This is a genomic window from Streptomyces sp. NPDC056061 (genome assembly GCF_042266885.1).
Lineage (GTDB): Bacteria > Actinomycetota > Actinomycetes > Streptomycetales > Streptomycetaceae > Streptomyces.
The window spans coordinates 106,023-131,895 of the sequence record NZ_JBHJWQ010000018.1 but is presented as its reverse complement, the minus strand read 5'-3'; the positions used below and the strand labels follow the sequence as shown (position 1 = coordinate 131,895).

Here is a 25,873-nt window from a genome sequence, read left to right as displayed (position 1 = left end):
CGCCACCGCATCGCGCGGAACGTTACCGTATCGCGATCAGGGAGCCACCTCGACGCCTTCACCCGGAGGCCGGCCCGACGCCCGTTCGGTCTCCAGGGCGTTCTGGAGGATCACCACGGCGGCGGCCTGGTCGATGACGGAACGGCCCTTCTTCGACTTCACACCCGAGGCGCGCAGCCCCTGACCGGCCGTCACCGTGGTCATTCTCTCGTCCACCAGGCGCACCGGAACGGGTGCGACCGAGCGGGCGACCTCTTGGGCGAAGACCCGGATCTTGGCCGCCGCGGGTCCTTCGCCACCGCCGAGGGAGCGCGGCAGACCGATGATGATCTCGATCGGCTCGTACTCCTCGACGATCTGCCCCAGGCGCCGGTGGGCCGCCGGGACGTCACGTCCCGGAACGGTCTCCACCGGCGTGGCGAGGATCCCGTCGGGGTCGCACGAGGCGACCCCGATCCGGGCGTCCCCGACATCGATCGCGAGTCTGCGGCCTCGGCGCATCCCGGTCGACTCCGTTGTCATGCCGTCTCGGTGACGAGGCGTTCGACGGCGGCCATGGCGGAGCCGACGGCCTCGGGGTCCTGACCGCCGCCCTGGGCGACGTCCGGCTTGCCGCCGCCACCGCCGCCGAGGGTCTTGGCCGCCGTGCGGACCAGGTCACCGGCCTTGAGACCGCGCTCGCGGGCGGCCTCGTTGGTGGCGATGACCGTGAGCGGACGGCCGTTGGCCGTGCTGAACAGGGCCACGACGGCCGGGCGGCCGCCCTGGATGCGTCCGCGGACGTCGAGGACGAGCTTGCGCAGGTCGTCGGCCGAGGTGCCGTCCGGGACCTGGCCGGTGACGAGGGCGACGCCCCGTACGTCCTTGGCCGACTCGGCGAGACCGGCGGCGGCCTGCAGAACCTTCTCCGCGCGGAACTTCTCGATCTCCTTCTCGGCGTCCTTCAACTTGCCGAGCATTCCGGCGATCTTCTCCGGAAGCTCCTCGGGACGCCCCTTGACCAGCTCCTGGAGCTGGGCGACGACCGTGTGCTCCCTGGCGAGGAAGTTGTACGCGTCGACACCGACCAGAGCCTCGATGCGGCGCACGCCGGAACCGATGGACGACTCGCCGAGCAGCTTCACCAGGCCGAGCTGGGCGGTGTTGTGGACGTGCGTACCGCCGCACAGCTCCTTGGAGAAGTCGCCGATGGTGACGACCCGGACCTGCTCGCCGTACTTCTCCCCGAACTCGGCGATGGCGCCCTGCTTCTTGGCCTCGGCGATCGGCATGACCTCGGCGTGGACGTCGAGTTCGCGGCCGAGGACCTCGTTGATCTTCTGCTCGACGTCGGTGAGCACCGTGCCGGGAACGGCGGCGGGCGAGCCGAAGTCGAAGCGGAAGCGGCCGGGCGAGTTCTCCGAACCGGCCTGGGCGGCCGTCGGGCCCAGGGCGTCGCGCAGCGCCTGGTGCGTGAGGTGCGTGGCGCTGTGGGCGCGGGCGATGGCGCGGCGGCGGGTGGTGTCGATGGCGGTGTAGGCGGAGGCGCCCACGGTCACCTCGCCGACCTGGACCGAGCCCTTGTGCACGAAGACGCCGGGGACGGGCCGCTGGACGTCGCGGACCTGGATGACGGCGCCGCTGTCGAGCCGGATCCGGCCCTGGTCGGCGAGCTGGCCACCGCCCTCGGCGTAGAACGGCGTGCGGTCCAGGACGACCTCGATCTCGTCGCCCTCGGAGGCGGCGGGCGAGGGCACGCCGTCGACGAGCAGGCCGACGATCGTCGACTCGCCCTCGGTGGTCGTGTAGCCGGTGAACTCGGTGGCACCGGAGTTGTCCGCGACCTCGCGGTAGGCGGACAGGTCGGCGTGGCCGGTCTTCTTGGCCCTCGCGTCGGCCTTGGCCCGATCCCGCTGTTCCTTCATGAGGCGGCGGAAGCCGTCCTCGTCCACGGACAGGCCCTGCTCGGCGGCCATCTCCAGGGTGAGGTCGATCGGGAAGCCCCAGGTGTCGTGGAGCAGGAACGCCTTGTCGCCGGGGAGGACCTTGCCGCCGGCGGCCTTGGTCTCGGTGACGGCGGTGTCGAGGATGTTGGTCCCGCCCTTGAGGGCCTTGAGGAAGGCTGCCTCCTCGGCGAGGGCCACGGTCTCGATGCGCTTGCGGTCGGTGACCAGTTCCGGGTATTGCTGCCCCATCGTGTCGACCACGACGTCGACGAGGTCCTTGACGACCGGTCCGGTGGCGCCCAGCAGCCGCATGTTGCGGATGGCGCGGCGCATGATGCGGCGCAGTACGTAGCCTCGGCCCTCGTTGCCCGGCGTCACGCCGTCGCCGATGAGCATCACGGAGGTGCGGATGTGGTCGGCGACCACCCGGAGCGAGACGTCCGAACCGTGCTCGGCGCCGTAGCGGACGCCGGTGAGCTCGGTCGCCCGGTCCATGACGACGCGCAGGGTGTCGGTCTCGTACATGTTCGGCACGCCCTGCAGGATCATGGCGAGGCGTTCCAGGCCGAGACCCGTGTCGATGTTCTTCGACGGCAGGTCCCCGAGGATCGGGAAGTCCTCCTTGCCGTCACCCGCGCCGCGCTCAAACTGCATGAAGACCAGGTTCCAGATCTCCACATAGCGCTCGTCGTTGACGGCCGGGCCGCCCTCGACGCCGAATTCGGGGCCGCGGTCGTAGTTGATCTCGGAGCAGGGTCCGCAGGGGCCGGGGACGCCCATGGACCAGAAGTTGTCCTTCTTGCCCAGGCGCTGGATGCGCTCGGCCGGTACGCCGATCTTGTCGCGCCAGATCTGCTCGGCCTCGTCGTCGTCGAGGTAGACCGTGATCCACAGCCGCTCGGGGTCGAGACCATAGCCGCCGTCCGCCACGGAGCTGGTGAGCAGCTCCCAGGCGAGCGTGATGGCGCCCTCCTTGAAGTAGTCCCCGAAGGAGAAGTTGCCGCACATCTGGAAGAACGTGCCGTGCCGGGTGGTCTTGCCGACCTCCTCGATGTCCGGCGTGCGGACGCACTTCTGCACGCTGGTGACACGCGGGGCGGGCGGCTTGACCTCGCCGAGGAAGTACGGCTTGAAGGGCACCATGCCCGCGGGAACCAGCAGCAGAGTCGGGTCGTCCGCGATGAGCGACGCCGAAGGGACGACGGTGTGACCGCGCTCCTCGAAGAAGCTCAGCCAGCGGCGACGAATTTCAGCCGACTCCATCAGTGGTCCTCATTCCGGTTGTACGAGTGGTAGGGGAGGGTGCGGCGGTCGGCGGCTTCGAGGGACCTGTCGGGTCCTACGGGCTCGGCCGCCTCGACGACGAAGTGGCGCTGCACGGGGAGATCGGGATCGGCCGATGCTTCCAGCCCCAGCGCCTCGCCCAGTTCGGCCTCGCGCCGGACCATGGACTCACGGACGTCCAGGGCGAAGTCCTTCAGCTTGTGACCGGTCTCGATCGCCCGGTCGGCGGCCTGTGCCGCGAGGCTCTCGGGGGTCAGCTGCCGGAGCTTGCGGTTGACCTTGGTGGTGGCCCAGACACCGGCGGCGGCGCCGGCGGTGAACCAGAACGTACGGCGGAACATCGCTGCGTCAGTCCTTCGATCCGCGGGTTTTTCTGCCGCTGCGCCTCGCGCCGCGCATGGGCGGCAGGGTCCGGCCGACGACCACCGTGCGGCGGGTCGACCGGCGATCGGCCTCCGGCTCGGCACCGGACCGGCGGCCGATGGCCTGCCGGACCCCGTACCCGAACGCGGCGACCTTGACGAGCGGTCCGCCGAAGGTCGAGGCGACGGTCGTGGAGAGCGCCGAGGCGTTGGAGGTGACCTCCTGGACGTCCGTCGCGATCGCGTCGACCCGGTCGAGCTGGGTCTGCGCGGAGCGCACGGTCGCGGAGGCGTCGGCGAGCAGCGGGACGGCCTGTTCGGTCACGTCCGCCACGAGTTTGGTGGTCGCCCTGAGCGTCTGGGCCAGCCTCACCAGGACGACGGCGAGGAACGAGACCAGAATCGCCCAGAAGACGGCCACCAGCATCCCGGCCACCTCTCCACCGGACACTGTTCACCGCTTTCTGGCTAGTCGCTGGTTCCGGGACCGTCTCCGTGACTGCCCCGGTCTGCTTCCGCTCGGTCCGACAGCCGCTGCTGCGGCAGCGATTCGTCGTCTCCCGAGCCTATCGCGCCGGTGGTCGCGCCCCGAACCGCATTACCGGCGGGCGCGGGCGGAACACCACGAGGCGATCGCACGGAGTGCATCCGCGCAGGCACTCCGTGCGTTTCGCGCGATACCCCGTTTCCTCCGTGCGGCCGGGACCGACAGAACACCCGGGCCCGCCCCTCCCCCGAATGGAGGACGGGCGGGCCCGGGTGCTGATGAGTACGGCTACGCCTGGATCAGCGGGCGTAGTACTCGACGACGAGCTGCTCGTCGCAGATGACGGGGATTTCCTTGCGGTTCGGGTCCCGGTCAAGGCGGAAGGCCAGGGCCTTCAGGTTCACCTGCAGGTAGCGCGGGGTCTCGCCGTCGGTGGCGTAACCACCCTCGCGGGCCACCTGGAAGGGGTGCTTCTCGCGGCTGCGCTCGCGGACCGTCACGACCTGGTCGGGACGGACGCGGTAGGACGGCTTGTCGACCTTGCGGCCGTCGACCTCGATGTGACCGTGCACGACCATCTGACGGGCCTGGTAGATGGTGCGGGCGATGCCCGAACGCAGCACCAGGGCGTCGAGACGGCGCTCCAGCTCGACGACGAGCGCCTCGCCCGTCTTGCCCTCGGCCTTCTTGGCGCGGTCGTAGGCACGCGCCATCTGGCGCTCGCTGATGTCGTACTGGGCACGCAGCCGCTGCTTCTCCAGCAGACGGACCTTGTAGTCCGAGTTCTGCTTGCGGCCACGGCCGTGCTCGCCCGGCGGGTAGGGGCGGGCCTCGAAGTACTTGACGGCCTTCGGCGTCAGCGCGATGCCGAGCGCGCGGCTCTTCTTGACCTTGGGACGCGACTGGTTAGGCACGTTCTCCAGACCTCCGAAATAGGTTAGGTTAGGCTCACCTTAATTGAGGAGATCGCATGTCTCGCCCGGGGAACACCAGTCACATCACGGACAGCACAGACAGTGTCGACACCTCATGGGGTGCCGATACGACGGAGGACCGATCAGATCGTGGTCAGCCGCGTCCCAGCGGGCTTGAAACCACTCGGATGCCGTCAGCAGCCGAGCGCACACGAACTCTCGTACAGAGTACCTGCTCGTCGGTACTGCTCGTGCCCGGGCTGCCCGCGTCCGGATGGGACCGGCTCGTGCCGACCTCCAGGAGCGTGGGGCCCGACGGCGACCTGTTCGTCGAACTGCCCGCCGACTCCCCCGTCGTACGGGCGGCGGCACACGCCGAGGCCGACGAACTGGCCGCCGTGCTGGAGATCACGGACGTCGCCCCGGTCTCCGTGCCGCACCGCATCCGCGGCCGGGCGCGGATCTCGGGGTGGCTCACCACCGTACCGGGCCTGTCGGGGCCGGGCCGGATGACGCTGCGGCTGGAGACGGACGAGCTCCACGTCGAAGACCTGTGGGGCGCCGAAGCGGTCGATCCCGAGGACTTCCGGGACGCGGCGCCCGATCCGTTCGTGGTCCACGAGACGGAACTGCTCCAGCACCTGCACGCGGGCCATGGTGAGCAGTTGGACATGCTGTGTGCACTGCTGGGAGAACGGGCGGCCCGCCGCTGCGCGGCGCACCGGCCCTCCGTCGTGCCGTTGGCACTCGACCGGTTCGGGCTGCGGGTGCGCGTCCGCGAGGACCGTCACCGCTGCTTCGACGCCCGCTTCGAGTTTCCCGATCCGGTGCGGGACATCACCGGTCTGCGCCACGCCATGCACACGCTCTTCGAGGCGGCGGTGCGCTGAGGACGGCGCGGTGGTTCGGGGCGCCGGCCGCTCGCGCGTTCCTCAGTCGCCGGCCGGGGCCGCCCCGTCGGCGGGACCGGTCCGGCCGAGCCGCTCGCGGACCCGCTCCACCACGTCGGCGTAACGCGCCTCGGCGCCGTAGCGCGTGGGGCGGTAGTAGTGCCTGTCGCGGACGGCGTCCGGGGCGTACTGCTGGCTGGCGATGCCGCCGGGGACGTCGTGCGGGTACACATAGCCCTGGGCGTGGCCCAGCTTGGCGGCCCCCTTGTAGTGGCCGTCGCGCAGATGGGCCGGGACGGGGCCCGCCAGCCCCTTCCGCACGTCCTCCTGGGCGGCGAAGATGGCCAGCGTCGCGGCGTTGGACTTGGGGGCCAGGGCCAGGGCGATCGTGGCGTGGCTCAGGGTGAGCGCCGCCTCCGGGAACCCGATCATGGCGACCGCCTGGGCGGCCGCGACCGCGGTGGGCAACGCCGTCGGGTCGGCCAGGCCGATGTCCTCGCTGGCCGAGATCATCAGCCGTCGGGCGATGAACCGGGGGTCCTCCCCCGCCTCGATCATCCGGGCCAGGTAGTGCAGCGCGGCGTCGACGTCGGAGCCGCGGATCGACTTGATGAGCGCGCTCGCCACGTCGTAGTGCTGGTCGCCGTCGCGGTCGTACTTCACGGCTGCGCGGTCGACGGTCTCCTCCAGGGTCTGGAGGGTGATCTCCTTCTCCTGTTTGGCCAGCGCCGCTCCGGCCGCGGCCTCCAGCGCGGTGAGCGCCCGGCGGGCGTCGCCGCCCGCGATGCGCAGCAGATGGGCCTCGGCGTCCTGCGGCAGCGCCACGGCACCGCCGAGTCCGCGCTCGTCGGCCAGGGCGCGCGCCAGCAGACCGCGCAGGTCCTCGTCCGTGAGCGGTTCGAGGGTGAGCAGCAGCGAGCGCGACAGCAGCGGCGAGATGACCGAGAAGTAGGGGTTCTCCGTGGTCGCGGCGATCAGCGTCACCCAGCGGTTCTCGACGGCCGGGAGCAGGGAGTCCTGCTGGGCCTTGGAGAAGCGGTGGATCTCGTCGAGGAAGAGGACGGTCTCCTTGCCATAGCCCCCGGTGGCCCGACGGGCGCCCTCGATGACGGCCCGCACCTCCTTGACACCGGCGGTGATCGCGGAGAGCTCGACAAAACGCTTGTTGGTCGCCTTGCTGACCACGTACGCCAGCGTCGTCTTCCCGATCCCGGGCGGGCCCCACAGGAGCACGGACGACGGGCCCGCGGGTCCGCCGCTCCGTTCGTCGACGAGGCGGCGCAGCGGGGAGCCCGGCTTGAGCAGATGCTGCTGACCGACGACCTCGTCGAGAGTACGGGGACGCATCCGGACAGCGAGAGGGCTGCTGGACGGGTCGTTCTCCTGGCGGTCTTCGGCTGCTGCGGTAAAGAGGTCGGGCTCCACGTCTCGAAGCCTATGTCACGGCACTGACAGCCCCGCCGGCCCGACCGCCCCGCAGGGGGCGGCGGCCGGGCCCCGTCAGCTGGTCCAGAAGTCCCACCAGCGGGTCAGGACCAGCATGCCGATGATGCCGACCCACAGGACCGGCGGCACCCAGTGGAACTCGGTGAGGCCACTGCGCAGCCAGTTCGGCGCGGGGATGATCCGGTGCTCGATGTTGTGCTTGGTGACGTAGCAGAACATGACGATCGTGGCGACCCAGGCCAGGCAGCACCACAGGCAGAGCGAGTTGATGTTGTACAGCGACTGGTACTGGAGCCAGGTGCAGAATCCGACGCCGAACAACGTGCCGGCGTTCATGCCGAGCCAGTACCAGGTACGGAAGCGGGCACCGGCGAGCAGCGCCAGACCGATGCCGATGATCACGGAGTAGGTGGCCAGGCCGAGCATCGGGTTCGGGAAGCCGAAGGCCGCCGCCTGCTCGCTCTTCATGATGTTTCCGCAGGCGACGACCGGGTTGAGACTGCAACCCGGCGTGAAGCCCGGGTCCTCCAGCAGCTTGAACTTGTCGATGGTGATGATCCAGGCGGCAAAGAGCCCGGCGGCGCCCGTGATCACCAGCAGCAGAGCGAACGCCCGGCTGCCGCCGATGGTCCTCTTCCCGTCGCCCTCGTCCTGATCGGAGGAGGGATGGTCAACCGCTGCAGTCGTCATATCGCCGTTCCATCAGTGAGTGGCCTGCGGGGCACGGTCATTGTGCCGCACGACAATGCCGCTCTTCCGTTCGATGAACATAAAGGCGTGCACGGAATCGTGTGCGCGACCGGGTGGGAACGCGAGGGCACGCGAGTTGTCCGGGAACATGGCACAACGTCCGGTCGAGGCGCGCGACCTGCGAAGGCCGCCGGGAACGGATCCGGCGACGGGAGGGACGCACCCTCGATACCGGCCCCGGATCAGGCTTCCGCCCATGCCATTGGCGGTCGCGGCAGAATCATCCGACAGGGCGATTCTTCACTCTTCATGTTGACGACGTGTACGAGGGCGACACCCCTGGGCGGCGGCACGACCGCGCGTGCCCGGCAGACCTGAACTCCGGTCCTCCGGGCACGCGCGGGGCGAGGACGCGGCCTCAGGCCAGGCGCTCGCGGACCGTCGCGGTCACGTCGGACAACGGAACCGCCGTCTGCTCGCCCGACTCCATGTCCTTGAGCTGGACGACTCCCTCGGCCAGGTCCCGCTCGCCCGCGACGATCGTGAACCGCGCGCCCGAGCGGTTCGCGCTCTTCATGGCGCCCTTGAGGCCGCGGTTGCCGTACGCGAAGTCCGCCGCCACGCCCTCGCGACGCAGCTGCGTGACGACCCCGAAGAGGACCCGCCGGGCCTCCTCGCCCAGCGGCACGGCGAAGACGCTGGTGGCCGCAGGCAGTTCGAGCTCGATGCCCTCCGCCTCCAGCGCGAGCACCGTGCGGTCCACCCCGAGCGCCCAGCCGACCGACGGGAGCGCCGGGCCGCCGATCATCTCGGACAGGCCGTCGTAACGGCCGCCGCCGCCCACCGCGGACTGCGACCCGAGTCCGTCGTGGACGAACTCGAAGGTGGTGCGGGTGTAGTAGTCGAGGCCGCGGACCAGCTTCTCGTCGTCCTCGTACACCACGCCCGACGCGGTGAGCAGGTCGCGGACCTCCTCGTGGTACGCCTTGCAGGCATCGCACAGGAAGTCGCGCAGCACCGGCGCGCCGACCAGTTGCTTCTGGACCTCGGGCCGCTTGTCGTCGAGGACCCGCAGCGGGTTGATCTCGATGCGGCGGCGGGTCTCCTCGTCCAGGTCGAGTTCGCGCAGGAAGCCCTGGAGCGCGTCCCGGTAGACGGGACGGCACTCCCGGTCGCCCAGCGAGTTGAGCAGGATGCGGAAGTTCCGCAGGCCCAGCGCCCGGTACGCCTGGTCTGCCAGGATGATCAGCTCGGCGTCCAGCGCCGGGTCCTCGGCACCGATGGCCTCGGCACCGACCTGCGAGAAGTGCCGGTAGCGGCCCTTCTGCGGACGCTCGTAGCGGTAGTACGAGCCGGAGTACCAGAGCTTCACCGGCAGGTTGCCGAGCTTGTGGAGGTTGGCCTCCAGCGCCGCGCGCAGCACCGAGGCGGTGCCCTCGGGGCGCAGCGCGAGCTGGGAGCCGCCCTTGGTGGTGAGGGTGTACATCTCCTTGGTCACGATGTCGGTGGACTCACCGACGCCGCGCGAGAAGAGGGCGACGTCCTCGAAGCCGGGCGTCTCGATGTAGCCGTAGCCGGAGTTCTTCAGGGGTGCGGCGATCGCCTCGCGCACCGCGAGGTACGTCGCGGAGTCGGGCGGGGTCAGGTCGTACGTGCCCCTGGGGGCCTTGAAGGTGCTCACGATTCTTGTCTCTCGTCACATTCCCGGTCGGGGCGCGTCCAGGCCGTTCAGGAACGGGTTGGTGGCGCGCTCGCGGCCGATGGTCGTCTGGGGGCCGTGGCCCGACAGCACCACGGTCGAGTCGTCGAGCGGCACGCACACGCGCGCCAGCGAATCGAGCAACTCGGCGTGGTCGCCGCCGGGCAGGTCGGTGCGTCCGACGGAGCCGGCGAAGATCAGGTCACCCGAGAAGAGGATCTGCGGAACGTCCGCGGCCTCGGGCATCCGATACGTCACCGACCCCTTGGTATGGCCGGGCGCATGCGCGACGGCGAACTCCAGACCGGCCAGCTTCAGCGGGGTTCCGTCACCCAGCTCCCTGACGTCGTCCGGCTCCCCCACCGTCAGCTCGCCCATGAGCGGCATCCCGATGGAGCGGCCGAGGGCCTTCTCCGGGTCGCTCATCATGTACCGGTCCTCCGGGTGGATCCAGGCGGGGATGTCGTGCGCGCCGCACACCGGGACGACCGAGGCGACGTGATCGATGTGTCCGTGCGTCAGTACGACGGCGACAGGCTTCAGCCGATGCTTCTTGAGCGCTTCCTCGACGCCGGCGGCGGCCCGGTGGCCCGGGTCGATGATGACGCACTCCTCACCCGCGGCCGGGGCGACCAGGTAACAGTTGGTCCCCCAGGCCCCTGCGGGGAACCCGGCAATGAGCACGATCGTCCTTACTGGTCGTCCGACGGCGGATGGCGACTGAGAAGGTCGCGGCGGTTCAGAGCCTACCGGCGCTCCTCATTCCACAGCTAACCCATATACGGTACGGGCAGCCCAGGCCCCACACGAACTACAAGGAGATCACCCGGTGGTCAGCAGCGATCAGCGGCGGCGGCAGCTCGCCAGGGAGAAGTTCGAGCGGCAGCAGCAGCGCCGGGAGGAGGCCCGCCGCAGGTCGAAGCGGCTGACGATCGCGATCTCGGCCGCCGTGGCCGTGGTGGCGGTCGCCGGGGTCGGCACGTATCTCGCCCTCGACGGCGACGACAAGAAGGACAAGGGCGACGCGGCGGCGAGCGCGAGCCCGTCCGAGTCGCCGTCGCCGGGCGAGAGCAGCGAGCCCGAGCCCGCGATGAAGATCGACAAGGCGGCGAAGTACACGATGTCGCTCAAGACGGGCGCGGGCGACATCGCGTTCGCGATGGACGCGGCGAAGACCCCGCACACCACGAACTCGTTCAAGGCACTGTCCGACAAGGGCTTCTTCGACGGCACGAAGTGCCACCGGCTGACCACGCAGGGCATCTTCGTCCTGCAGTGCGGCGACCCCGAGGGCAACGGCAGCGGCGGCCCCGGATACACGATCCCGGACGAGAACCTGACCGGGCTGGGCAAGGCGGCCGCAGACGGGACGGTCACCTACCCGGCGGGCACGGTGGCGATGGCCAACACCGGTCAGCCGCACACCGGCGGCAGCCAGTTCTTCCTGGTGTACAAGGACAGCAAACTGCCGCCCACCTACACGCCGTTCGGCACCATGGACGGCGCCTCGCTGAAGGCGGTCGAGAAGATCGGCGCGGCGGGTGTGGCCGGCGGCGCGGCCGACGGTGCGCCGAAGACGGCAGTGGACATCTCGAAGGCGACCGTCGCCAAGTCGTGACGCGTTCGGGCGACCGGACCCGGGCCGCCCGTCGCGCCCGGGCCGGATAATTTTCGGCCGCGCGGAGTGCGGACAGCCGGGCGGCCGGTCGCCTAGATTGGCGTTGTGCAGGGCGGGCGCTGCCCGCCCCAGGAAACTGTGGACGATGCCAGGGGGGCGAACCCCCTCGCAGGCATCAGGTGGAGGAGGCGCTGTGAGCAGCGACCCGTGGGGCCGCGTCGATGAGACGGGCACCGTGTACGTGCGTACGGCCGACGGCGAGCAGGTCGTCGGATCGTGGCAGGCGGGATCCCCCGAGGAGGCCCTGGCCTACTTCGAGCGCAAGTACGAGGGCATTGTGGTCGAGATCGGCCTCCTCGAACGTCGGGTGAAGACCACCGACCTGTCGGCGAAGGACGCCACGGCCGCCATCGGGCACCTGCGTCTGCAGGTGGACGAGCATCACGCCGTCGGTGACCTCGACGCGCTGCGCAAGCGGCTCGACGCCCTGGTCGCGACGGTCGAGTCGCGGCGCGAGGAACGCAAGGTCCAGAAGGCGAAGCAGGCCGACGAGGCGAAGCGCGCCAAGGAGGAGCTGGTCGCCGAGGCCGAGGAGCTGGCGCGGAGCGAGCAGTGGCGTGCCGCGGGCGAGCGCCTGCGCGCGCTCGTCGACACGTGGAAGGGGCTTCCGCGGCTCGACCGCAAGTCCGACGACGAGTTGTGGCACCGGTTCTCCCACGCCCGTTCGGCGTTCTCCAAGCGTCGCAAGGCCCACTTCGCCTCGCTGGACGCCCAGCGCGAGGAGGCCCGCAAGGCCAAGGAGAAGCTGGTCGCGGAGGCCGAGGCGCTCTCCGGCTCCACGGACTGGGGGGCCACGGCCGCCCGTTACCGCGACCTGATGACGGAGTGGAAGGCGGCGGGCCGCGCCCAGCGCGAGGCCGAGGACGACCTGTGGAACCGGTTCCGCGGCGCCCAGGACGTCTTCTTCGCCGCCCGCGGCGAGGTCTTCGCCGAGCGGGACGCCGAGCAGGGCGAGAACCTCAAGCTCAAGGAGGAACTGGCCACCGAGGCCGAGCGGCTGGTGCCGGTGAAGGACCTGAAGGCGGCCCGCGCCGCGTTCCGGGGCCTCAACGAGCGCTGGGAGGCCATCGGTCACGTGCCGCGCGATGCCCGTCCGAAGGTCGAGGGGCGGATGCACGCGGTGGAGCGGGCGCTCCAGGAGGCGGAGGAGGCCGAGTGGCGTCGGACGAACCCTGAGGCGCGCGCGCGTGCCGCGGGTCTGACCGGCCAGTTGCAGGCTGCCGTCGACAAGCTGCGCGGGCAGATCGACACGGCGCGCGCCGCGGGGAACAACGCCCGCGCCGACAAGCTGGCCAAGGAGCTCGAAGGCCGTCAGGCGCTGCTGGACCAGGCGCTGAAGGGGCTGGAGGAGTTCGGCGGCTGATCGTGGATCGGCACCGCACCTGACCTGCCGGGCCGGTCGGGACGGCCACTCGGCCGCTCCGGCCGGCCCTGTCGGTTCGTGGGGAAAGCCCCCTGGATCCGCCTTGAGGAAGGCGGATCCAGGGGGCTTTCGCCATGATCAGGGCGAGGGACGAAATGATCAGGGCGAGGGACGAACCGTTCGCAGGACGACGGTCGGCATTCCGGCCCCTCGCTTCCCGCGTCCCGGGCCGTCCGCACTCTCGGCCCGGCGGCCCGTGGATCCGGGACACCGTCTCCGTCAGGGTCTGCGTGCCGAGGTCACCCGGTACACGTCGTAGACGCCCTCCACGCCCCGGACGGCCTTGAGAACGTGTCCGAGGTGCTTCGGGTCGCCCATCTCGAAGGTGAAGCGCGAGGTGGCCACCCGGTCCCGGGAGGTCTGCACGGCCGCCGACAGGATGTTGACGTGCTGGTCGGACAGGACCCGGGTGACGTCCGAGAGCAGCCGGGACCGGTCGAGTGCCTCGACCTGGATGGCGACCAGGAAGACCGAGGACTGGGTCGGTGCCCATTCGACGTCCAGGATGCGTTCCGGCTGCTGCGACAGCGAGTCCACGTTGACGCAGTCGGCGCGGTGCACGGAGACGCCGCTGCCGCGGGTCACGAAGCCGATGATCGGATCGCCGGGGACGGGCGTGCAGCAGCGGGCCAGTTTCACCCAGACGTCCTCGACGCCCTTGACGACCACGCCCGGGTCGGCGTTGGCACGGCGCTTGGCGCGGCCGCGCGAGGGCGGCGAGCTCTCCGCGATGTCCTCGTTGGCCTCGTCCTCGCCGCCGAGCGCCTGGACCAGCTTCTGCACGACCCCGGCCGCGGCCACATGGCCCTCGCCGATCGCCGCGTACAGCGACGATATGTCGGGGTAACGCATCTCGTGCGCGAGCGTGACCAGGGAGTCACCGGTGAGGATGCGCTGGATCGGCAGGTTCTGCTTGCGCATGGCCCGCGCGATGGCGTCCTTGCCCTGCTCGATCGCCTCGTCGCGGCGCTCCTTGGAGAACCAGGCACGGATCTTGTTGCGGGCCCGGGGCGACTTGACGAAGCCGAGCCAGTCGCGCGAGGGACCGGCGCCGGCCGCCTTGGAGGTGAAGACCTCCACGAGGTCGCCGTTGTCGAGGGTCGACTCCAGCGGCACGAGCCGCCCGTTGACCCGTGCCCCTATGGTCCGGTGGCCGACCTCCGTGTGGACCGCGTAGGCGAAGTCGACCGGTGTGGCACCTGCGGGGAGCGCGATGACGTCGCCCTTGGGCGTGAAGACGAAGACCTCGTTGCGGGAGAGGTCGAAGCGCAGGGACTCCAGGAACTCGCTGGGGTCCTCGGTCTCCTTCTGCCAGTCCAGGAGCTGGCGCAGCCACGCCATGTCGTTGACGGTGTCCTGGCCGCGGCCGGTGTGCTTGGGCACGTCCGTGCGCACCTTGGAGGCACCGGCGACGGCCTCCTGCTTGTACTTCCAGTGCGCGGCGATGCCGTACTCGGCGCGCCGGTGCATGTCGAACGTGCGGATCTGCAGTTCGACGGGCTTGCCGCTCGGCCCGATCACCGTGGTGTGCAGCGACTGGTACATGTTGAACTTGGGCATCGCGATGTAGTCCTTGAACCGGCCGGGGACCGGATTCCATCGCGCGTGGACGGTGCCGAGCGCCGCGTAGCAGTCGCGGACGGTGTCGACGAGGACCCGGATGCCCACCAGGTCGTAGATCTCCGCGAAGTCCCGGCCCCGCACGATCATCTTCTGGTAGACGCTGTAGTAGTGCTTCGGCCGACCGGTGACGGTCGCCTTGATCCGGGCGGCCCGCAGGTCGGCCTGGACCTCGTCGGTCACTATGGCGAGGTATTCGTCGCGCTTGGGGGCCCGCTCGGCGACGAGACGGACGATCTCGTCGTACATCTTGGGGTAGAGGATCGCGAAGGCGAGGTCCTCCAGCTCCCACTTGATGGTGTTCATGCCCAGGCGGTGCGCCAGCGGGGCGTAGATCTCCAGCGTCTCGCGGGCCTTCTTCTCCTGCTTCTCCCGCTTGAGGTAGCGCATGGTGCGCATGTTGTGCAGCCGGTCGGCGAGCTTGATCACCAGGACCCGGGGATCCTTGGCCATGGCGACGACCATCTTGCGCACGGTCTCGGCCTGTGCGGCCTCGCCGAACTTGACCTTGTCCAGCTTGGTGACGCCGTCGACGAGTAGGGCCACCTGGTCGCCGAAGTCCTGGCGCAGGGTGTCCAGGCCGTACTCGGTGTCCTCGACCGTGTCGTGCAGCAGTCCGGCCATCAGCGTCGCCGGGTCCATGCCCAGCTCGGCGAGGATCGTCGTGACGGCGAGCGGGTGGGTGATGTACGGGTCGCCGCTCTTGCGCTTCTGCCCGCGGTGCCAGCGCTCGGCGACCTGGTAGGCCCGCTCGATCTGGCGCAGCGTGGAGTTCTCGATCTTGGTGTCGTTGCCGCGGACGGTGCGCAGCAGCGGTTCGAGAACCGGGTTGTACGGGCTGGAACGCTGCACGCCGAGGCGCGCGAGCCTGGCCCTCACCCGGTTGGAGGAGCCACCGGACCTGCCCGTCGGGGCGGCCGGGGAGGCCGACCGGACGGCGGGCTTCGCCGGGGGCTTCGGGGTGGACGAGGCCGGGGAGGCGGGAGCGGTCGGCTGCGCGGGCGAGGCGGGCCGCAGCGCCGGGGCGGCGGAGCGGTCCGTGTCCGTTCCGGGCTCGGGGGCCGGGGGCTTCGGCTTCTGCGCGGGCTGCTTCTTCCCGGGCGTGGCTGAGGCCGCCGCGGGCTTGTCGGGCTGCGGGGCGGCAACTGGCTGGGCCTCGTCTGGCAAGAGCGCTCCTCGTGCGGATCCGGACTCCCGGAAAGGCCATCGTATCGACCCGGTGGCCGGTCCTCGCCCGGGGACGGCGAGACCCCTCACAACGACGAACGGGCACCCGGTTGTTCCCGGGTGCCCGTCCTTGCTGTCCGTGAGTGCACCGAGCCCGCCACGGGCCGATGGTCCGAGCGTCGGCCGGGCCCGGGAAGAAGCAACGGACCCCCTGCGGACACGGGCTCCGCTCGGACCGTGAAGGCGGCGACGTCGCCCCACGCAGTGCATTGGAGTCACTGCTTCGCCGACCCTGATACGCACATGCGAATCGGGTGTCCGGAAGAGAATCTGAACACCCGATTCATGTACGCCGCACTTACACGTGGATGAGAGCCTCCAGCGGAGCACCCGCCAGGGCCCGCTCCATGCGCGCGCGCCCGTCCAGGAAGCCGAGTTCCATCAGGACCGCGACGCCCGCGACCTCGGCACCGGCCCTCCGGATCAGCTCCAGCGACGCCTCGGCGGTGCCGCCCGTGGCGAGGATGTCGTCGATGACCATGATCCGGTCACCGGCGGACAGGTCCTCCGCGTGGATCTCGATCTCGGCCGTGCCGTACTCCAGCTCGTACGCCTGGCTGAGCGTGGCTCCGGGCAGCTTGCCCGCCTTGCGGACGGGTACGAAGCCGAGACCGGCACGCACCGCGACCGGGGCGGCCAGGATGAAGCCGCGTGCCTCCAGGCCGACGATCTTCGTGGCGCCGTGCCGTACGCACAGTTCCGCGAGGGTGTCGGTGAGGGCCTCGAACGCGGCCGGGTCCGCGAGCAACGGGGTGATGTCCTTGAAGACCACGCCCGGCTTCGGATAGTCGACCACGTCGCGGATGCGGCTCAGCAGAAGCTCACGGGTGCTCTCGGTGGTGCTGCTGGTCATCGGCGGTTCCCCGGGGTGCGGCCCTGGCCCCGGTGGGGCTGCTGGCGCTGGCCGACGACCGCGGCGGCGGTAGTCGCACCCGCCGGGAGGCCGTCCTCGGAGCGCTCGTCCTCGGCGGACTCGCCCTTGGCGGCGGCTGCCGCACGCTTGGCGAGCACCCGCTTCTTGAGCGCCTTCATCTGCGGATCGCGTGCCTTGAGGTCGGCGACGAGCGGCGTGGCGATGAAGATCGAGGAGTACGCACCGGCCGCGAGGCCGACGAACAGCGACAGCGAGATGTCGTTCAGCATGCCTGCGCCGAGGACACCGCCGCCGATGAAGAGCAGACCGGCGACGGGGAGCAGGGCCACGACCGTGGTGTTGATGGAGCGGACCAGGGTGCCGTTGATCGAACGGTTGGCGATCTCGCCGTACGTCCACCGGGTCTGCTTGGTGATGCCGTCCGTGCTCTCCCTGAGGCTGTCGAATACGACGACCGTGTCGTAGAGGGAGTAGCCGAGAATGGTCAGCAGACCGATCACGGTGCCCGGGGTGACCTCGAAGCCCACCAGGGCGTAGACACCGACCGTGATGGTGATGTCGTGGATCAGAGCGACCAGGGCCGCGATGGCCATCCGCCATTCGAAGGCGATGGCCAGGTAGACCACGACGAGAACCATGAAGATGCCGAGGCCGGTCCAGGCCTTGTTGGCGATCTGCTCACCCCAGCTGGGGCCGACCAGATCGGCGGCGATCTTCTCGGACGGGACACCGAGGTCCTTGGAGAGCAGGGTCTTGATCTGGTCGGACTTCGCGGTGTCGACTTCGGTGATCTGGATGCGCAGACCGCCGTTGCCGAGCTTCTGGACGATCGCCTGATGGCCGGACGCCTCAGTCGCGATGTTCTCCGCTTCGTCGACGCTCACGCTCGTCTTCGGGGTGGTGAAGACGGCACCGCCCTTGAATTCGATGCCCATGTTCAGACCACTGACCGCCAGGCCGACGATGGCCGTGATGGTGATCAGGATCGAGACGCCGTACCAGATCTTGCGCTTGCCGACGAAGTCGTATCCGACTTCGCCGCGGTAGAGACGGGCGCCGAGAGTGCCGAGTCGCGACATCTCACGCCTCCTTCGGGTGGTCGGTGGGGGCGTTGACACGGCGCGAACGGCGCAGTGGTGGCTTGGCGCCGAGCCGCTTCGGGTCCAGACCGGACCACGGGTGACCGCCGGCGAAGAACTTCGTGCGGGCCATCATCGTCATGACCGGCTTGGTGAAGAGGAACACCACGACCACGTCGAGCACGGTGGTGAGCCCCAGCGTGAAGGCGAAGCCCTGGACCTTGCCGACGGTGACGACGAAGAGGACCGCCGCGGCGAGGAAGGAGACGAAGTCGGAGACCAGAATGGTGCGCCGGGCACGCGGCCACGCCCGCTCGACGGCGGGACGCAGGGTGCGGCCCTCGCGGATCTCGTCGCGGATCCTCTCGAAGTACACGATGAAGGAGTCCGCGGTGATACCGATGGCCACGATGGCACCGCAGACCGCGGGGAGGTTCAGCGCGAAGCCGATGGCCGGGCCGAGCAGCGCCATGAGGGTGTAGCTCAGGATGCCCGAGGCCAGGAGGCTCAGAAGGGCGATGAACGCCAGGCCACGGTAGTAACTCACCAGGTAGATGATGACCAGGGCCAGTCCGATGGCACCGGCGATCAGCCCGGCTTGCAGCTGCTCACCCCCGAGAGCGGCCGTGACGGTGGTGACGGTCTGCTCCTTGAAGCTGAGCGGCAGAGCACCGTAGGAGAGCACGTTGGCGAGGTCCTCGGCGGACTGCTGGTTGAAGCTGCCGGAGATCTCGGCGTTCGCGCTCAGGGCCGTGCGCACGTAAGGGGCCGAGACGACCTCGCCGTCGAGCACGATGGCGAACTGGTTCTGCGGCGACTGCTGCTGCGCGAGCCGGCCCGTGATCTTCTGGAACTTCTTGGCACCGCCCTTGGTGAACTCCATCTGGACGATCCACTGACCGTCCTGCTGGTTGATCGCGCCCTTGGCGCTGTCCACATCCGTGCCGGAGACCTCGGCCGGGCCGAGGATGTACTTGGCGTCACCCTCGGAGCTGCACGCGACGGTGGGCTCGGTGGGCTGCACATTCGCGCCCGCCGACGCCCGACCGGCCCTGTTGGAGCAGTCCAGAGCGCTGAACTTCTTCTCCAGCGCGGCGGTGGCCGGGTCGGGAGCCGCGGGGGCGGTGGGCTCCTTCGACGTACCGGACGCGTTGGGGCTGGGCGTCGTGTCCTTCAGCAGGCCACCGGTCACCGCACGGCCCTGGGTGGTGGCAGTGGCCGAGGGGGTGGCCGTGGAGTCCGGCGTCTTCGCTCCGGTATCAGCGGACTTGCCCGGCTTCGGCGAGCCGGAGGGCGAGGGGCTTGCGGTGCCCTGGGGCGTCGGCGCCCCCGCGGCGACGGTCAGCACCGGCCGGAAGTAGAGCTGGGCGGTCGTACCGACCTGCTCCCGGGCCTGCTGCGAGTTCGTCCCCTTGGGGATGTTGACGACGATGTTGTCCCGGCCCTCGGTCTGGACCTCGGCCTCGGAGACACCCAGACCATTGACACGGCGTTCGATGATGCCGGCCGCGGTGTCCATGTTGGTCTGGTTGATCGCGTTCGGCTTACCGGGCTGGGGCTGAGCCTTGAGCGTGATGGATGTGCCGCCCGCCAAGTCGATACCAAGCCGGGGCGTGGTTTGACCGGACAAGAACATCCCGCCGGTGAGCGCGACCATGGCGATCAGGATCAGAGCCAGGGAACGCCCTGGCTTGCTCTGACCGCCTTTGGCCGCTCCCCGACTCTTCTTCGGTGCTGCCACCTTGTCGTTTCTCCCTGTCCAACCGCCCCGCGCCGGGTGTGCGACGGAGCGGCCACGAAGTGTAGTGGGGACCCGCCCCGCGGAGGATCGCACGGTCCGGGGGCCTGGTGCCGGTGGGCTCGCGGCATCCCCGGGTCGTGGGCTACTTCGCGTCGGCCTCGCCGTCGGTCTTGCCCTCGGACTTCTTGCCGGACTCGGCGTCCTTCGGCTCGATGTCCTTCGGCTCGGCGTCGTCGGACTCGGCCTTCTTGCCAAGGTCGATCCTGGCGTCGTCCGAGGTCTTCTCGGCGTCCTCCGCCTCGGTCAGCGAGGAGGCGTCGTCGGGCACGACGGTGCCCTCGATGTCGAGGGCGTTCTCGTCGTCGCCGTGGACGATGCGGTTGTACTCGGCGTCGTCGAGGACGGCACCGATGGCGTTCTTGGCGTAAATGGCGTGGACGCCGGGCGCGACCTCGAGGAGAACCGTGTCGTCGTGAACCTCCTTGACGGTGGCGTACATGCCCCCGATGGTCCGGACGCCGGCGCCGGGCTGCATCTCGTTGCGCATCTGGGCGGCGGCCGCCTGCTTCTTCTTGGCGGACCGGGTCATCAGGAACATGGCCCCGATGAGCACGATGAAGGGGAGGAGAGACACGGGATTCACGGGACGAGTTTCCTTCGCACGACCGCACCGGAGGACGGCCTGATCTTCGGGGGTGGGTACACCGGCCCATACGGGCGGCATCGGCGGAGTCTAAGCGAGTCCGCATCGATGGAACAACGCCCGACGCCGCCGGTTGGTTCCTGTCCCGGCCGAGCTGTGACACGTCACGCCCCGAACAGGCCCTGTTGTCCCTTTCCGCCGTGCTGCGGGGGAACGAGCCCGAGATGGGCCCAGGCCGCGGGTGTCGCGACCCGTCCGCGCGGCGTTCTGGCCAGGAGCCCCTCCCGTACCAGGAACGGTTCCGCGACCTCTTCGACCGTCTCGCGCTCCTCGCCCACCGCGACCGCCAGGGTGGACAGGCCGACGGGCCCGCCGCCGAACAGCTTCAGCAGGGCGCCGAGCACCGCCCGGTCGAGTCGGTCGAGTCCGCGGGCGTCGACCTCGTAGACCCCGAGTGCCGCGGAGGCGACCGGGCGGTCGATCCGGCCGTCGGCCTTGACCTGGGCGTAGTCCCGGACGCGGCGCAGCAGCCGGTTGGCGATGCGGGGGGTGCCGCGCGAGCGTCCGGCGATCTCGGCGGCGCCGTCCGCGTCTATCACCACGTCGAGAAGACGGGCCGAACGCTGGATGACGCGTTCCAGCTCGGTGGGCACGTAGAACTCCATGTGGCCGGTGAAGCCGAAACGGTCGCGCAACGGGGGCGGCAGCAGCCCGGCCCGGGTGGTGGCGCCGACCAGGGTGAAGGGCGGGAGTTCCAGCGGGATGGCGGTGGCACCGGGTCCCTTGCCGACGATCACGTCGACCCGGAAGTCCTCCATCGCCATGTAGAGCATCTCCTCGGCGGGCCGCGACATGCGGTGGATCTCGTCGAGGAAGAGGACCTCGCCCTCCTGGAGGGAGGAGAGGATCGCGGCGAGGTCGCCCGCGTGCTGGATGGCGGGGCCCGAGGTGATCCGGATCGGGGCGCCCATCTCGGCGGCGATGATCATGGAGAGGGTGGTCTTGCCCAGGCCGGGGGCGCCGGAGAGCAGCACGTGGTCGGCGGTGGCACCGCGGGCCCTGGCCGCCTTGAGGACCAGATCCAACTGTTCACGCACTTTTTCCTGACCGACGAATTCGTCGAGGTCCTTCGGCCGCAGTGCCGCCTCGACCGCGGTGTCCTCGCCGTCCGCGCCGGCGTCGACGAGGCGTTCGTCGAGCCGCTCGCCGGTGTCGGGTCCGGTCTCGTCCCAGTTCATTGCGTCTGTCCCGCCTCGGATGTCTCGGTGCCGTGCGGTGCCCGGCCCGGCGTCGGGGTGTTCCCTTTCCCGGGAGTCCCAGGAGTCTCGGGAATCCCAGGAGTCCCGAAGGGCCCGGGGTCCCGGGGTTGCGCTGCTCGGATCAGCGCGCGCGGTTGAGGGTCTGCAGCGCGGCGCGCAGCAGCTGCGGCACCGGGGCCTGCCCGTTCTCCGCCAGCGCCGCCTCGGCCTGCGGGGTGACAGCGGCGACCGCCTCATCGGCCTCGCGGGTGGCGTAGCCGAGACCGATGAGAGCGGCGTGCAGCTGGTCGCGCCAGGCGGGAGTGACCGCGGCGCCGATCCCCTGGTGGCCGATCCTCGCGGTGCCGACGGGCTCCCCGAGTCTGTCCTTGAGTTCGAGGAGGAGCTTCTGCGCGCCCTTCTTGCCGATGCCGGAGACGGCGGTGAGCGCCTTCTCGTCCCCGGTGGCGACCGCGATCCGCAGGGCGTCCGGGCTGTGCGCGGCGAGCATCGCCTGGGCGAGTCGCGGGCCGACGCCGCTGGCGGTCTGGAGCAGCTCGAAGACCTGGCGCTCGTCGTCGTCGGCGAAGCCGTAGAGGGTAAGCGAGTCCTCCCGGACGATGAGGGAGGTGGCCAGCCTCGCCTCCTGGCCGACGCGCAGGTCGGCGAGGGTGCCCGGGGTGCACTGGACGGCCATGCCGATGCCGCCGACCTCGATCACGGCCGTGGTCGGTGCGAGTGCGGCGACGGGGCCGCTGACGAAGGCGATCATCGGGGGACCTTCCGGACGGGGGCCGCGGGGGTGCTGCCCGCGGATGTACGAGGGGGGCGCGGTGCGCGGGACGCGGCGGCCGCCGCGTGCGCCTGCTGGAGGCGGTTGACCGCGGGAGCGCGCCAGATGTGGCAGATGGCCAGGGCCAGTGCGTCGGCGGCGTCGGCCGGTCTCGGCGGTGCGTCGAGCCTCAGCAGCCGGGTGACCATGGCGCCGACCTGGGCCTTGTCGGCGCGGCCGCTGCCGGTGACGGCTGCCTTGACCTCGCTCGGTGTGTGCAGGGCGACCGGTATGCCGCGGCGGGACGCGCAGAGCATGGCGACCGCGCTGGCCTGGGCCGTGCCCATGACCGTGCGGACGTTGTGCTGACTGAACACCCGTTCCACGGCGACGTACTCCGGCCGGTGCTCGTCGAGCCACTCCTCGATGCCGCGTTCGATGGCGACGAGTCGATGGCCGAGCTCCGCGTCGGCCGGGGTGCGGACGACTCCGACGGCGAGCATGGTGAGGGGGCGGCCCGCCACGCCCTCGACGACACCGACACCGCACCGGGTCAGCCCCGGGTCGACACCGAGTACCCGCATGGACGGCCCCTCCGTACTGATCGGTCAACTGTTCCCGCAGGCTATCGGCTCGCACTGACAACGTGCCGGGCAATGCGACGGGCCGACGGGGTGTGTCCCCCGTCGGCCCGCGCGTGAAGGCTGCGTCGAACCCGGCTCAGGCGTCGACCTTGGCCATGACCTCGTCCGAGACGTCGAAGTTGGCGAAGACATTCTGGACGTCGTCGCTGTCCTCCAGCGCGTCGATCAGCTTGAAGATCTTGCGTGCGCCCTCCTCGTCCAGCTCGACCTGCATGGTGGGCAGGAAGCCGGCCTCGGCGGAGTCGTAGTCGATGTCGCCCTCCTGGAGCGCGGTACGGACCGCGACCAGGTCGGTGGCCTCGCTGACGACCTCGTAGGTCTCGCCCAGGTCGTTGACCTCCTCGGCGCCCGCTTCGAGCACCGCGCCGAGGACGTCGTCCTCGGTCAGCTCGCCCTTGGGGACGATGACGACGCCCTTGCGGTTGAAGAGGTACGAGACCGAACCGGGGTCGGCCATCGAGCCGCCGTTGCGGGTCATGGCGACGCGCACGTCGGAGGCGGCACGGTTGCGGTTGTCGGTGAGGCACTCGATGAGCACCGCGACACCGTTCGGGCCATAACCCTCGTACATGATCGTCTGGTAGTCGACACCGCCCGCCTCAAGACCGGCGCCACGCTTGACCGCGGAGTCAATGTTCTTGTTCGGTACGGAGCTCTTCTTCGCCTTCTGGATCGCGTCCACAAGGGTCGGGTTCCCATCGGGGTCCGCCCCGCCGGTGCGGGCCGCGACCTCGATGTTCTTGATCAGCTTCGCGAAGAGTTTGCCGCGCTTGGCATCGATCACGGCCTTCTTGTGCTTCGTCGTAGCCCATTTAGAGTGGCCGGACATCTGCCTTCTCCTTCGCGTCACCAAAAATCGATCCGAACCCGGGAGATCCTACCGGGATCGAGTCAGCCGACTGCGCGCACCATGTCCACGAACAGCGCGTGAACGCGATGGTCCCCGGTCAGTTCCGGGTGGAACGAGGTCGCCAGTGCGTTGCCCTGGCGCACCGCGACGATGTGGCCGTCGTGCTCGGCCACCACCTCGGCCCGGGCACCGACCGACTCCACCCACGGGGCGCGGATGAACACGCCCTCGACGGGGCCGCCCTCGATTCCGGCGACCCGCACGGCCGCCTCGAAGGACTCGTTCTGCCGCCCGAAGGCGTTGCGTCGCACGATCATGTCGATCCCACCGACCGTCTCCTGTCCGGCGCGCGGATCGAGGATCTTGTCGGCGAGGAGGATCATGCCGGCGCAGGTGCCGTACACCGGCATCCCGCCCCGTATCCGCTCGCGCAGCGGTTCCGTCATGCCGAACAGGGCAGCCAGCTTGGACATCGTGGTGGACTCGCCGCCGGGGATGACCAGTCCGTCGACCTCGGCGAGTTCCTCGGGGCGCCGGACCGGCCTGGCCAGGGCATCTGCCGAGGCCAGGGCGATCAGGTGCTCCCGCACGTCGCCCTGGAGGGCCAGGACTCCGATCACAGGGGTGTCGCTCATCGGTGCTTACCAGCCGCGGTTGGCGTAGCGCTCGGCCTCGGGCAGGGTGTCGCAGTTGATGCCGACCATGGCCTCGCCCAGGTTGCGGGAGGCATCCGCGATGATCTTCGGGTCGTCGTAGAAGGTGGTGGCCTTCACGATGGCGGCGGCGCGCTTGGCCGGGTCGCCCGACTTGAAGATGCCGGAGCCGACGAAGACGCCCTCGGCACCGAGCTGTCGCATGAGCGCGGCGTCCGCCGGGGTGGCGACGCCGCCCGCGGAGAACAGCACGACCGGCAGCTTGCCGAGTTCGGCGACCTCCTTGACCAGCTCGTACGGGGCGCGCAGCTCCTTGGCGGCGGCGTACAGCTCGTTGTTGTCGTAGCCGCGCAGGCGGGCGATCTCGTTCTTGATCTGGCGCAGGTGGCGGACGGCCTCGACGACGTTCCCGGTTCCGGCCTCACCCTTCGAACGGATCATCGCCGCGCCCTCGGCGATGCGCCGCAGCGCCTCTCCCAGGTTGGTGGCGCCGCAGACGAACGGGGTGGTGAACGCGAACTTGTCGCTGTGGTTGACCTCGTCGGCCGGGGTGAGGACCTCGGACTCGTCGATGTAGTCGACGCCGAGGGACTGGAGCACCTGCGCCTCGACGAAGTGGCCGATGCGGGACTTCGCCATCACGGGGATGGAGACGGCCTCGATGATCTCCTCGATCATGTTCGGGTCCGACATCCGGGCCACGCCGCCGTCCTTGCGGATGTCGGCCGGTACCCGTTCCAGGGCCATGACGGCCACGGCGCCCGCGTCCTCGGCGATCTTCGCCTGCTCGGCGTCGACGACATCCATGATCACGCCGCCCTTGAGCTGCTCGGCCATGCCGCGCTTGACGCGGGCGGTGCCGGTGGCCGGGGAATCGGCGGACTGCGGGGTGGTGGGAAGCGTGGACACGGATCGACCTCACTCGGAGAAAAGTCACTGAAAGCGCTGATGTGTGCAGAGCTGAGCAAACTCTCCGGGAGCGGTCCACATCAAGGGCCAATGGAAGGCCGGTGGATCGTTTTGGACACGTACGGTACGGGTCGTGAACCCGGTCACGTCCGCGCGGACGCCCTGTCGGATCAGCCGGTGGGGCGGTCGGCCAGGGCGACGGGCGGTTCGTCGTCCATTTCGAACGCGAGCGGGAACGGGGCGTGCCCGGCCAGCCGGAACCACCGCACCTTGCGGTGGCGGCGCAGGGCGCGCGCGGCGCGCACCGCGTCGTTGTGGAACCTTCGGGCCATCGGGACCCGGCGCACGGCGGCCGCGAGTTCGGACGCCGCCTCCTCCCCACCGGGGAGCTCCTTCACGGCCTCCACCTGCGCCGGCTCGCCGAACACCGCGCGCAGAGCGGCGCTCAGCTCGCTCTCGGCGACCTCGCGATGCTCCTCCTCGGCCTGGCGGGCGGCGTGCGCGGCCTCGTACAGCACGATGGACGCCGCCGGGTCGAGCACGCCCGATGTCGCCAGTTCCTGGGTGACCGATGCGCGGCGCAGAAGTTGCGCGTCGAGGGCGGCGCGGGCGGCGTCGATGCGGGTGTGCAGGCGGTCCAGCCGTCCCGCGGTCCAGCTGAGGTACATGCCGATCGCGACGAGCGCGACGCCGATCCAGATGAGGGTTTCGATCACGGGCGGCAAGGCTACCGTCGGGGCGCACGCGCCGGGGCCGTCCGGCCGTGGTTCGGCGGTGGTCGGGGCGACCCGGCCGCGTGTCCCGGCCGGGGCAGGTGGGGGTGCG

General features: G+C 70.1%; 24 protein-coding genes. 3 read left to right on the top strand and 21 right to left on the bottom strand.

What is annotated here, in order from left to right:
* Positions 1-36: 36 nt before the first annotated feature.
* The 5 genes from ruvX to rpsD all read right to left on the bottom strand — a co-directional run bounded on the left by ruvX (position 37) and on the right by rpsD (position 4,972).
* Positions 37-522 carry a Holliday junction resolvase RuvX gene (ruvX, locus tag ACFC79_RS24460; protein WP_376243561.1) on the bottom strand — a complete coding sequence of 162 codons (486 nt, stop codon included), beginning with the start codon at positions 520-522 and terminating at the stop codon, positions 37-39.
* Complete coding sequence (gene alaS, locus ACFC79_RS24455; protein WP_376243558.1) at positions 519-3,188, bottom strand: alanine--tRNA ligase; 2,670 nt, start codon at positions 3,186-3,188, stop codon at positions 519-521. Before alaS ends, ruvX begins: the two co-directional genes overlap by 4 nt.
* Positions 3,188-3,550: a DUF6167 family protein gene (locus tag ACFC79_RS24450; RefSeq protein WP_376243555.1), complete on the bottom strand. Its 363-nt coding sequence runs from the start codon at positions 3,548-3,550 to the stop codon at positions 3,188-3,190. Before ACFC79_RS24450 ends, alaS begins: the two co-directional genes overlap by 1 nt.
* Positions 3,551-3,557: 7 nt before the next feature.
* A complete protein-coding gene (locus tag ACFC79_RS24445) occupies positions 3,558-4,007 on the bottom strand; it encodes a DUF948 domain-containing protein (RefSeq protein WP_376243553.1) in 450 nt (149 codons plus the stop codon).
* 350 nt (positions 4,008-4,357) lie between these two features.
* Positions 4,358-4,972, bottom strand: coding sequence for a 30S ribosomal protein S4 (gene rpsD / locus ACFC79_RS24440; RefSeq protein WP_376243551.1), 615 nt, complete (start codon positions 4,970-4,972; stop codon positions 4,358-4,360).
* 188 nt (positions 4,973-5,160) lie between these two features.
* Here rpsD and ACFC79_RS24435 point away from each other — a divergent pair, with 188 nt between their 5' ends.
* Positions 5,161-5,862: a DUF2470 domain-containing protein gene (locus ACFC79_RS24435; RefSeq protein WP_376243548.1), complete on the top strand. Its 702-nt coding sequence runs from the start codon at positions 5,161-5,163 to the stop codon at positions 5,860-5,862.
* 42 nt (positions 5,863-5,904) lie between these two features.
* Here ACFC79_RS24435 and ACFC79_RS24430 read toward each other — a convergent pair whose 3' ends face one another.
* From ACFC79_RS24430 to ACFC79_RS24415, 4 genes are all read right to left on the bottom strand, one after another.
* On the bottom strand, positions 5,905-7,287 hold the full coding sequence (locus ACFC79_RS24430; protein ID WP_376243545.1) for a replication-associated recombination protein A: 1,383 nt from the start codon (positions 7,285-7,287) through the stop codon (positions 5,905-5,907).
* Between the two features lie 75 nt (positions 7,288-7,362).
* Entirely contained in the window at positions 7,363-7,998 is a 636-nt protein-coding gene (locus ACFC79_RS24425; RefSeq protein ID WP_376243542.1) for a vitamin K epoxide reductase family protein, read from the bottom strand.
* A gap of 418 nt (positions 7,999-8,416) precedes the next feature.
* Positions 8,417-9,679: a histidine--tRNA ligase gene (hisS, locus tag ACFC79_RS24420; protein ID WP_376243540.1), complete on the bottom strand. Its 1,263-nt coding sequence runs from the start codon at positions 9,677-9,679 to the stop codon at positions 8,417-8,419.
* A gap of 15 nt (positions 9,680-9,694) precedes the next feature.
* The gene (locus tag ACFC79_RS24415) at positions 9,695-10,381 is read right to left on the bottom strand and encodes an MBL fold metallo-hydrolase (RefSeq protein WP_376243537.1); all 687 of its coding nucleotides are present in this window, start codon (positions 10,379-10,381) and stop codon (positions 9,695-9,697) included.
* A 145-nt stretch (positions 10,382-10,526) separates the two neighbouring features.
* Between ACFC79_RS24415 and ACFC79_RS24410 the strand changes: the two genes are divergently transcribed.
* Complete coding sequence (locus ACFC79_RS24410) at positions 10,527-11,315, top strand: peptidylprolyl isomerase (RefSeq protein ID WP_376243535.1); 789 nt, start codon at positions 10,527-10,529, stop codon at positions 11,313-11,315.
* Positions 11,316-11,508: 193 nt separating this feature from the next.
* Complete coding sequence (locus ACFC79_RS24405) at positions 11,509-12,738, top strand: DUF349 domain-containing protein (RefSeq protein ID WP_376243532.1); 1,230 nt, start codon at positions 11,509-11,511, stop codon at positions 12,736-12,738.
* A 279-nt stretch (positions 12,739-13,017) separates the two neighbouring features.
* Here ACFC79_RS24405 and ACFC79_RS24400 read toward each other — a convergent pair whose 3' ends face one another.
* From ACFC79_RS24400 to ACFC79_RS24345, 12 genes are all read right to left on the bottom strand, one after another.
* The gene (locus tag ACFC79_RS24400) at positions 13,018-15,585 is read right to left on the bottom strand and encodes a RelA/SpoT family protein (RefSeq protein ID WP_376243530.1); all 2,568 of its coding nucleotides are present in this window, start codon (positions 15,583-15,585) and stop codon (positions 13,018-13,020) included.
* 358 nt (positions 15,586-15,943) lie between these two features.
* Positions 15,944-16,498: an adenine phosphoribosyltransferase gene (locus ACFC79_RS24395; protein ID WP_376243527.1), complete on the bottom strand. Its 555-nt coding sequence runs from the start codon at positions 16,496-16,498 to the stop codon at positions 15,944-15,946.
* Positions 16,495-17,598, bottom strand: a complete 1,104-nt coding sequence (gene secF, locus ACFC79_RS24390) for a protein translocase subunit SecF (RefSeq protein ID WP_376243525.1) — start codon at positions 17,596-17,598, stop codon at positions 16,495-16,497. The genes ACFC79_RS24395 and secF overlap by 4 nt, the downstream gene beginning before the upstream one ends.
* A gap of 1 nt (position 17,599) precedes the next feature.
* Positions 17,600-19,339 (bottom strand): protein translocase subunit SecD, encoded by a 1,740-nt coding sequence (gene secD / locus ACFC79_RS24385; protein ID WP_376243523.1) that lies wholly within the window; start codon positions 19,337-19,339, stop codon positions 17,600-17,602.
* 142 nt (positions 19,340-19,481) lie between these two features.
* Positions 19,482-19,982, bottom strand: a complete 501-nt coding sequence (yajC, locus tag ACFC79_RS24380) for a preprotein translocase subunit YajC (RefSeq protein WP_376243520.1) — start codon at positions 19,980-19,982, stop codon at positions 19,482-19,484.
* 164 nt (positions 19,983-20,146) lie between these two features.
* Positions 20,147-21,220 (bottom strand): Holliday junction branch migration DNA helicase RuvB, encoded by a 1,074-nt coding sequence (gene ruvB, locus ACFC79_RS24375; protein ID WP_376243517.1) that lies wholly within the window; start codon positions 21,218-21,220, stop codon positions 20,147-20,149.
* Between the two features lie 142 nt (positions 21,221-21,362).
* Positions 21,363-21,992, bottom strand: a complete 630-nt coding sequence (gene ruvA / locus ACFC79_RS24370; RefSeq protein ID WP_376243515.1) for a Holliday junction branch migration protein RuvA — start codon at positions 21,990-21,992, stop codon at positions 21,363-21,365.
* A complete protein-coding gene (gene ruvC / locus ACFC79_RS24365; protein WP_376243513.1) occupies positions 21,989-22,576 on the bottom strand; it encodes a crossover junction endodeoxyribonuclease RuvC in 588 nt (195 codons plus the stop codon). Before ruvC ends, ruvA begins: the two co-directional genes overlap by 4 nt.
* Before the next feature lie 136 nt (positions 22,577-22,712).
* A complete protein-coding gene (locus tag ACFC79_RS24360) occupies positions 22,713-23,465 on the bottom strand; it encodes a YebC/PmpR family DNA-binding transcriptional regulator (protein WP_376243510.1) in 753 nt (250 codons plus the stop codon).
* 62 nt (positions 23,466-23,527) lie between these two features.
* A complete protein-coding gene (gene pdxT / locus ACFC79_RS24355; RefSeq protein WP_376243507.1) occupies positions 23,528-24,121 on the bottom strand; it encodes a pyridoxal 5'-phosphate synthase glutaminase subunit PdxT in 594 nt (197 codons plus the stop codon).
* A 6-nt stretch (positions 24,122-24,127) separates the two neighbouring features.
* Positions 24,128-25,048, bottom strand: coding sequence for a pyridoxal 5'-phosphate synthase lyase subunit PdxS (gene pdxS / locus ACFC79_RS24350; RefSeq protein ID WP_266421896.1), 921 nt, complete (start codon positions 25,046-25,048; stop codon positions 24,128-24,130).
* A 170-nt stretch (positions 25,049-25,218) separates the two neighbouring features.
* A complete protein-coding gene (locus ACFC79_RS24345) occupies positions 25,219-25,764 on the bottom strand; it encodes a hypothetical protein (RefSeq protein WP_376243503.1) in 546 nt (181 codons plus the stop codon).
* Between the last annotated feature and the right edge of the window lie 109 nt (positions 25,765-25,873).

What these genes read in the sequence shown, in the direction of transcription:
- ruvX (WP_376243561.1), bottom strand. Translation starts at nt 522, where the DNA reads ATGACAACGGAGTCGACCGGGATGCGCCGAGGCCGCAGACTCGCGATC.
- alaS (WP_376243558.1), bottom strand. Translation starts at nt 3,188, where the DNA reads ATGGAGTCGGCTGAAATTCGTCGCCGCTGGCTGAGCTTCTTCGAGGAG.
- ACFC79_RS24450 (WP_376243555.1), bottom strand. Translation starts at nt 3,550, where the DNA reads ATGTTCCGCCGTACGTTCTGGTTCACCGCCGGCGCCGCCGCCGGTGTC.
- ACFC79_RS24435 (WP_376243548.1), top strand. Translation starts at nt 5,161, where the DNA reads ATGCCGTCAGCAGCCGAGCGCACACGAACTCTCGTACAGAGTACCTGC.
- ACFC79_RS24425 (WP_376243542.1), bottom strand. Translation starts at nt 7,998, where the DNA reads ATGACGACTGCAGCGGTTGACCATCCCTCCTCCGATCAGGACGAGGGC.
- ACFC79_RS24395 (WP_376243527.1), bottom strand. Translation starts at nt 16,498, where the DNA reads ATGACCAGCAGCACCACCGAGAGCACCCGTGAGCTTCTGCTGAGCCGC.
- secF (WP_376243525.1), bottom strand. Translation starts at nt 17,598, where the DNA reads ATGTCGCGACTCGGCACTCTCGGCGCCCGTCTCTACCGCGGCGAAGTC.
- ruvB (WP_376243517.1), bottom strand. Translation starts at nt 21,220, where the DNA reads ATGAACTGGGACGAGACCGGACCCGACACCGGCGAGCGGCTCGACGAA.
- ruvA (WP_376243515.1), bottom strand. Translation starts at nt 21,992, where the DNA reads ATGATCGCCTTCGTCAGCGGCCCCGTCGCCGCACTCGCACCGACCACG.
- ruvC (WP_376243513.1), bottom strand. Translation starts at nt 22,576, where the DNA reads ATGCGGGTACTCGGTGTCGACCCGGGGCTGACCCGGTGCGGTGTCGGT.
- ACFC79_RS24360 (WP_376243510.1), bottom strand. Translation starts at nt 23,465, where the DNA reads ATGTCCGGCCACTCTAAATGGGCTACGACGAAGCACAAGAAGGCCGTG.
- pdxT (WP_376243507.1), bottom strand. Translation starts at nt 24,121, where the DNA reads ATGAGCGACACCCCTGTGATCGGAGTCCTGGCCCTCCAGGGCGACGTG.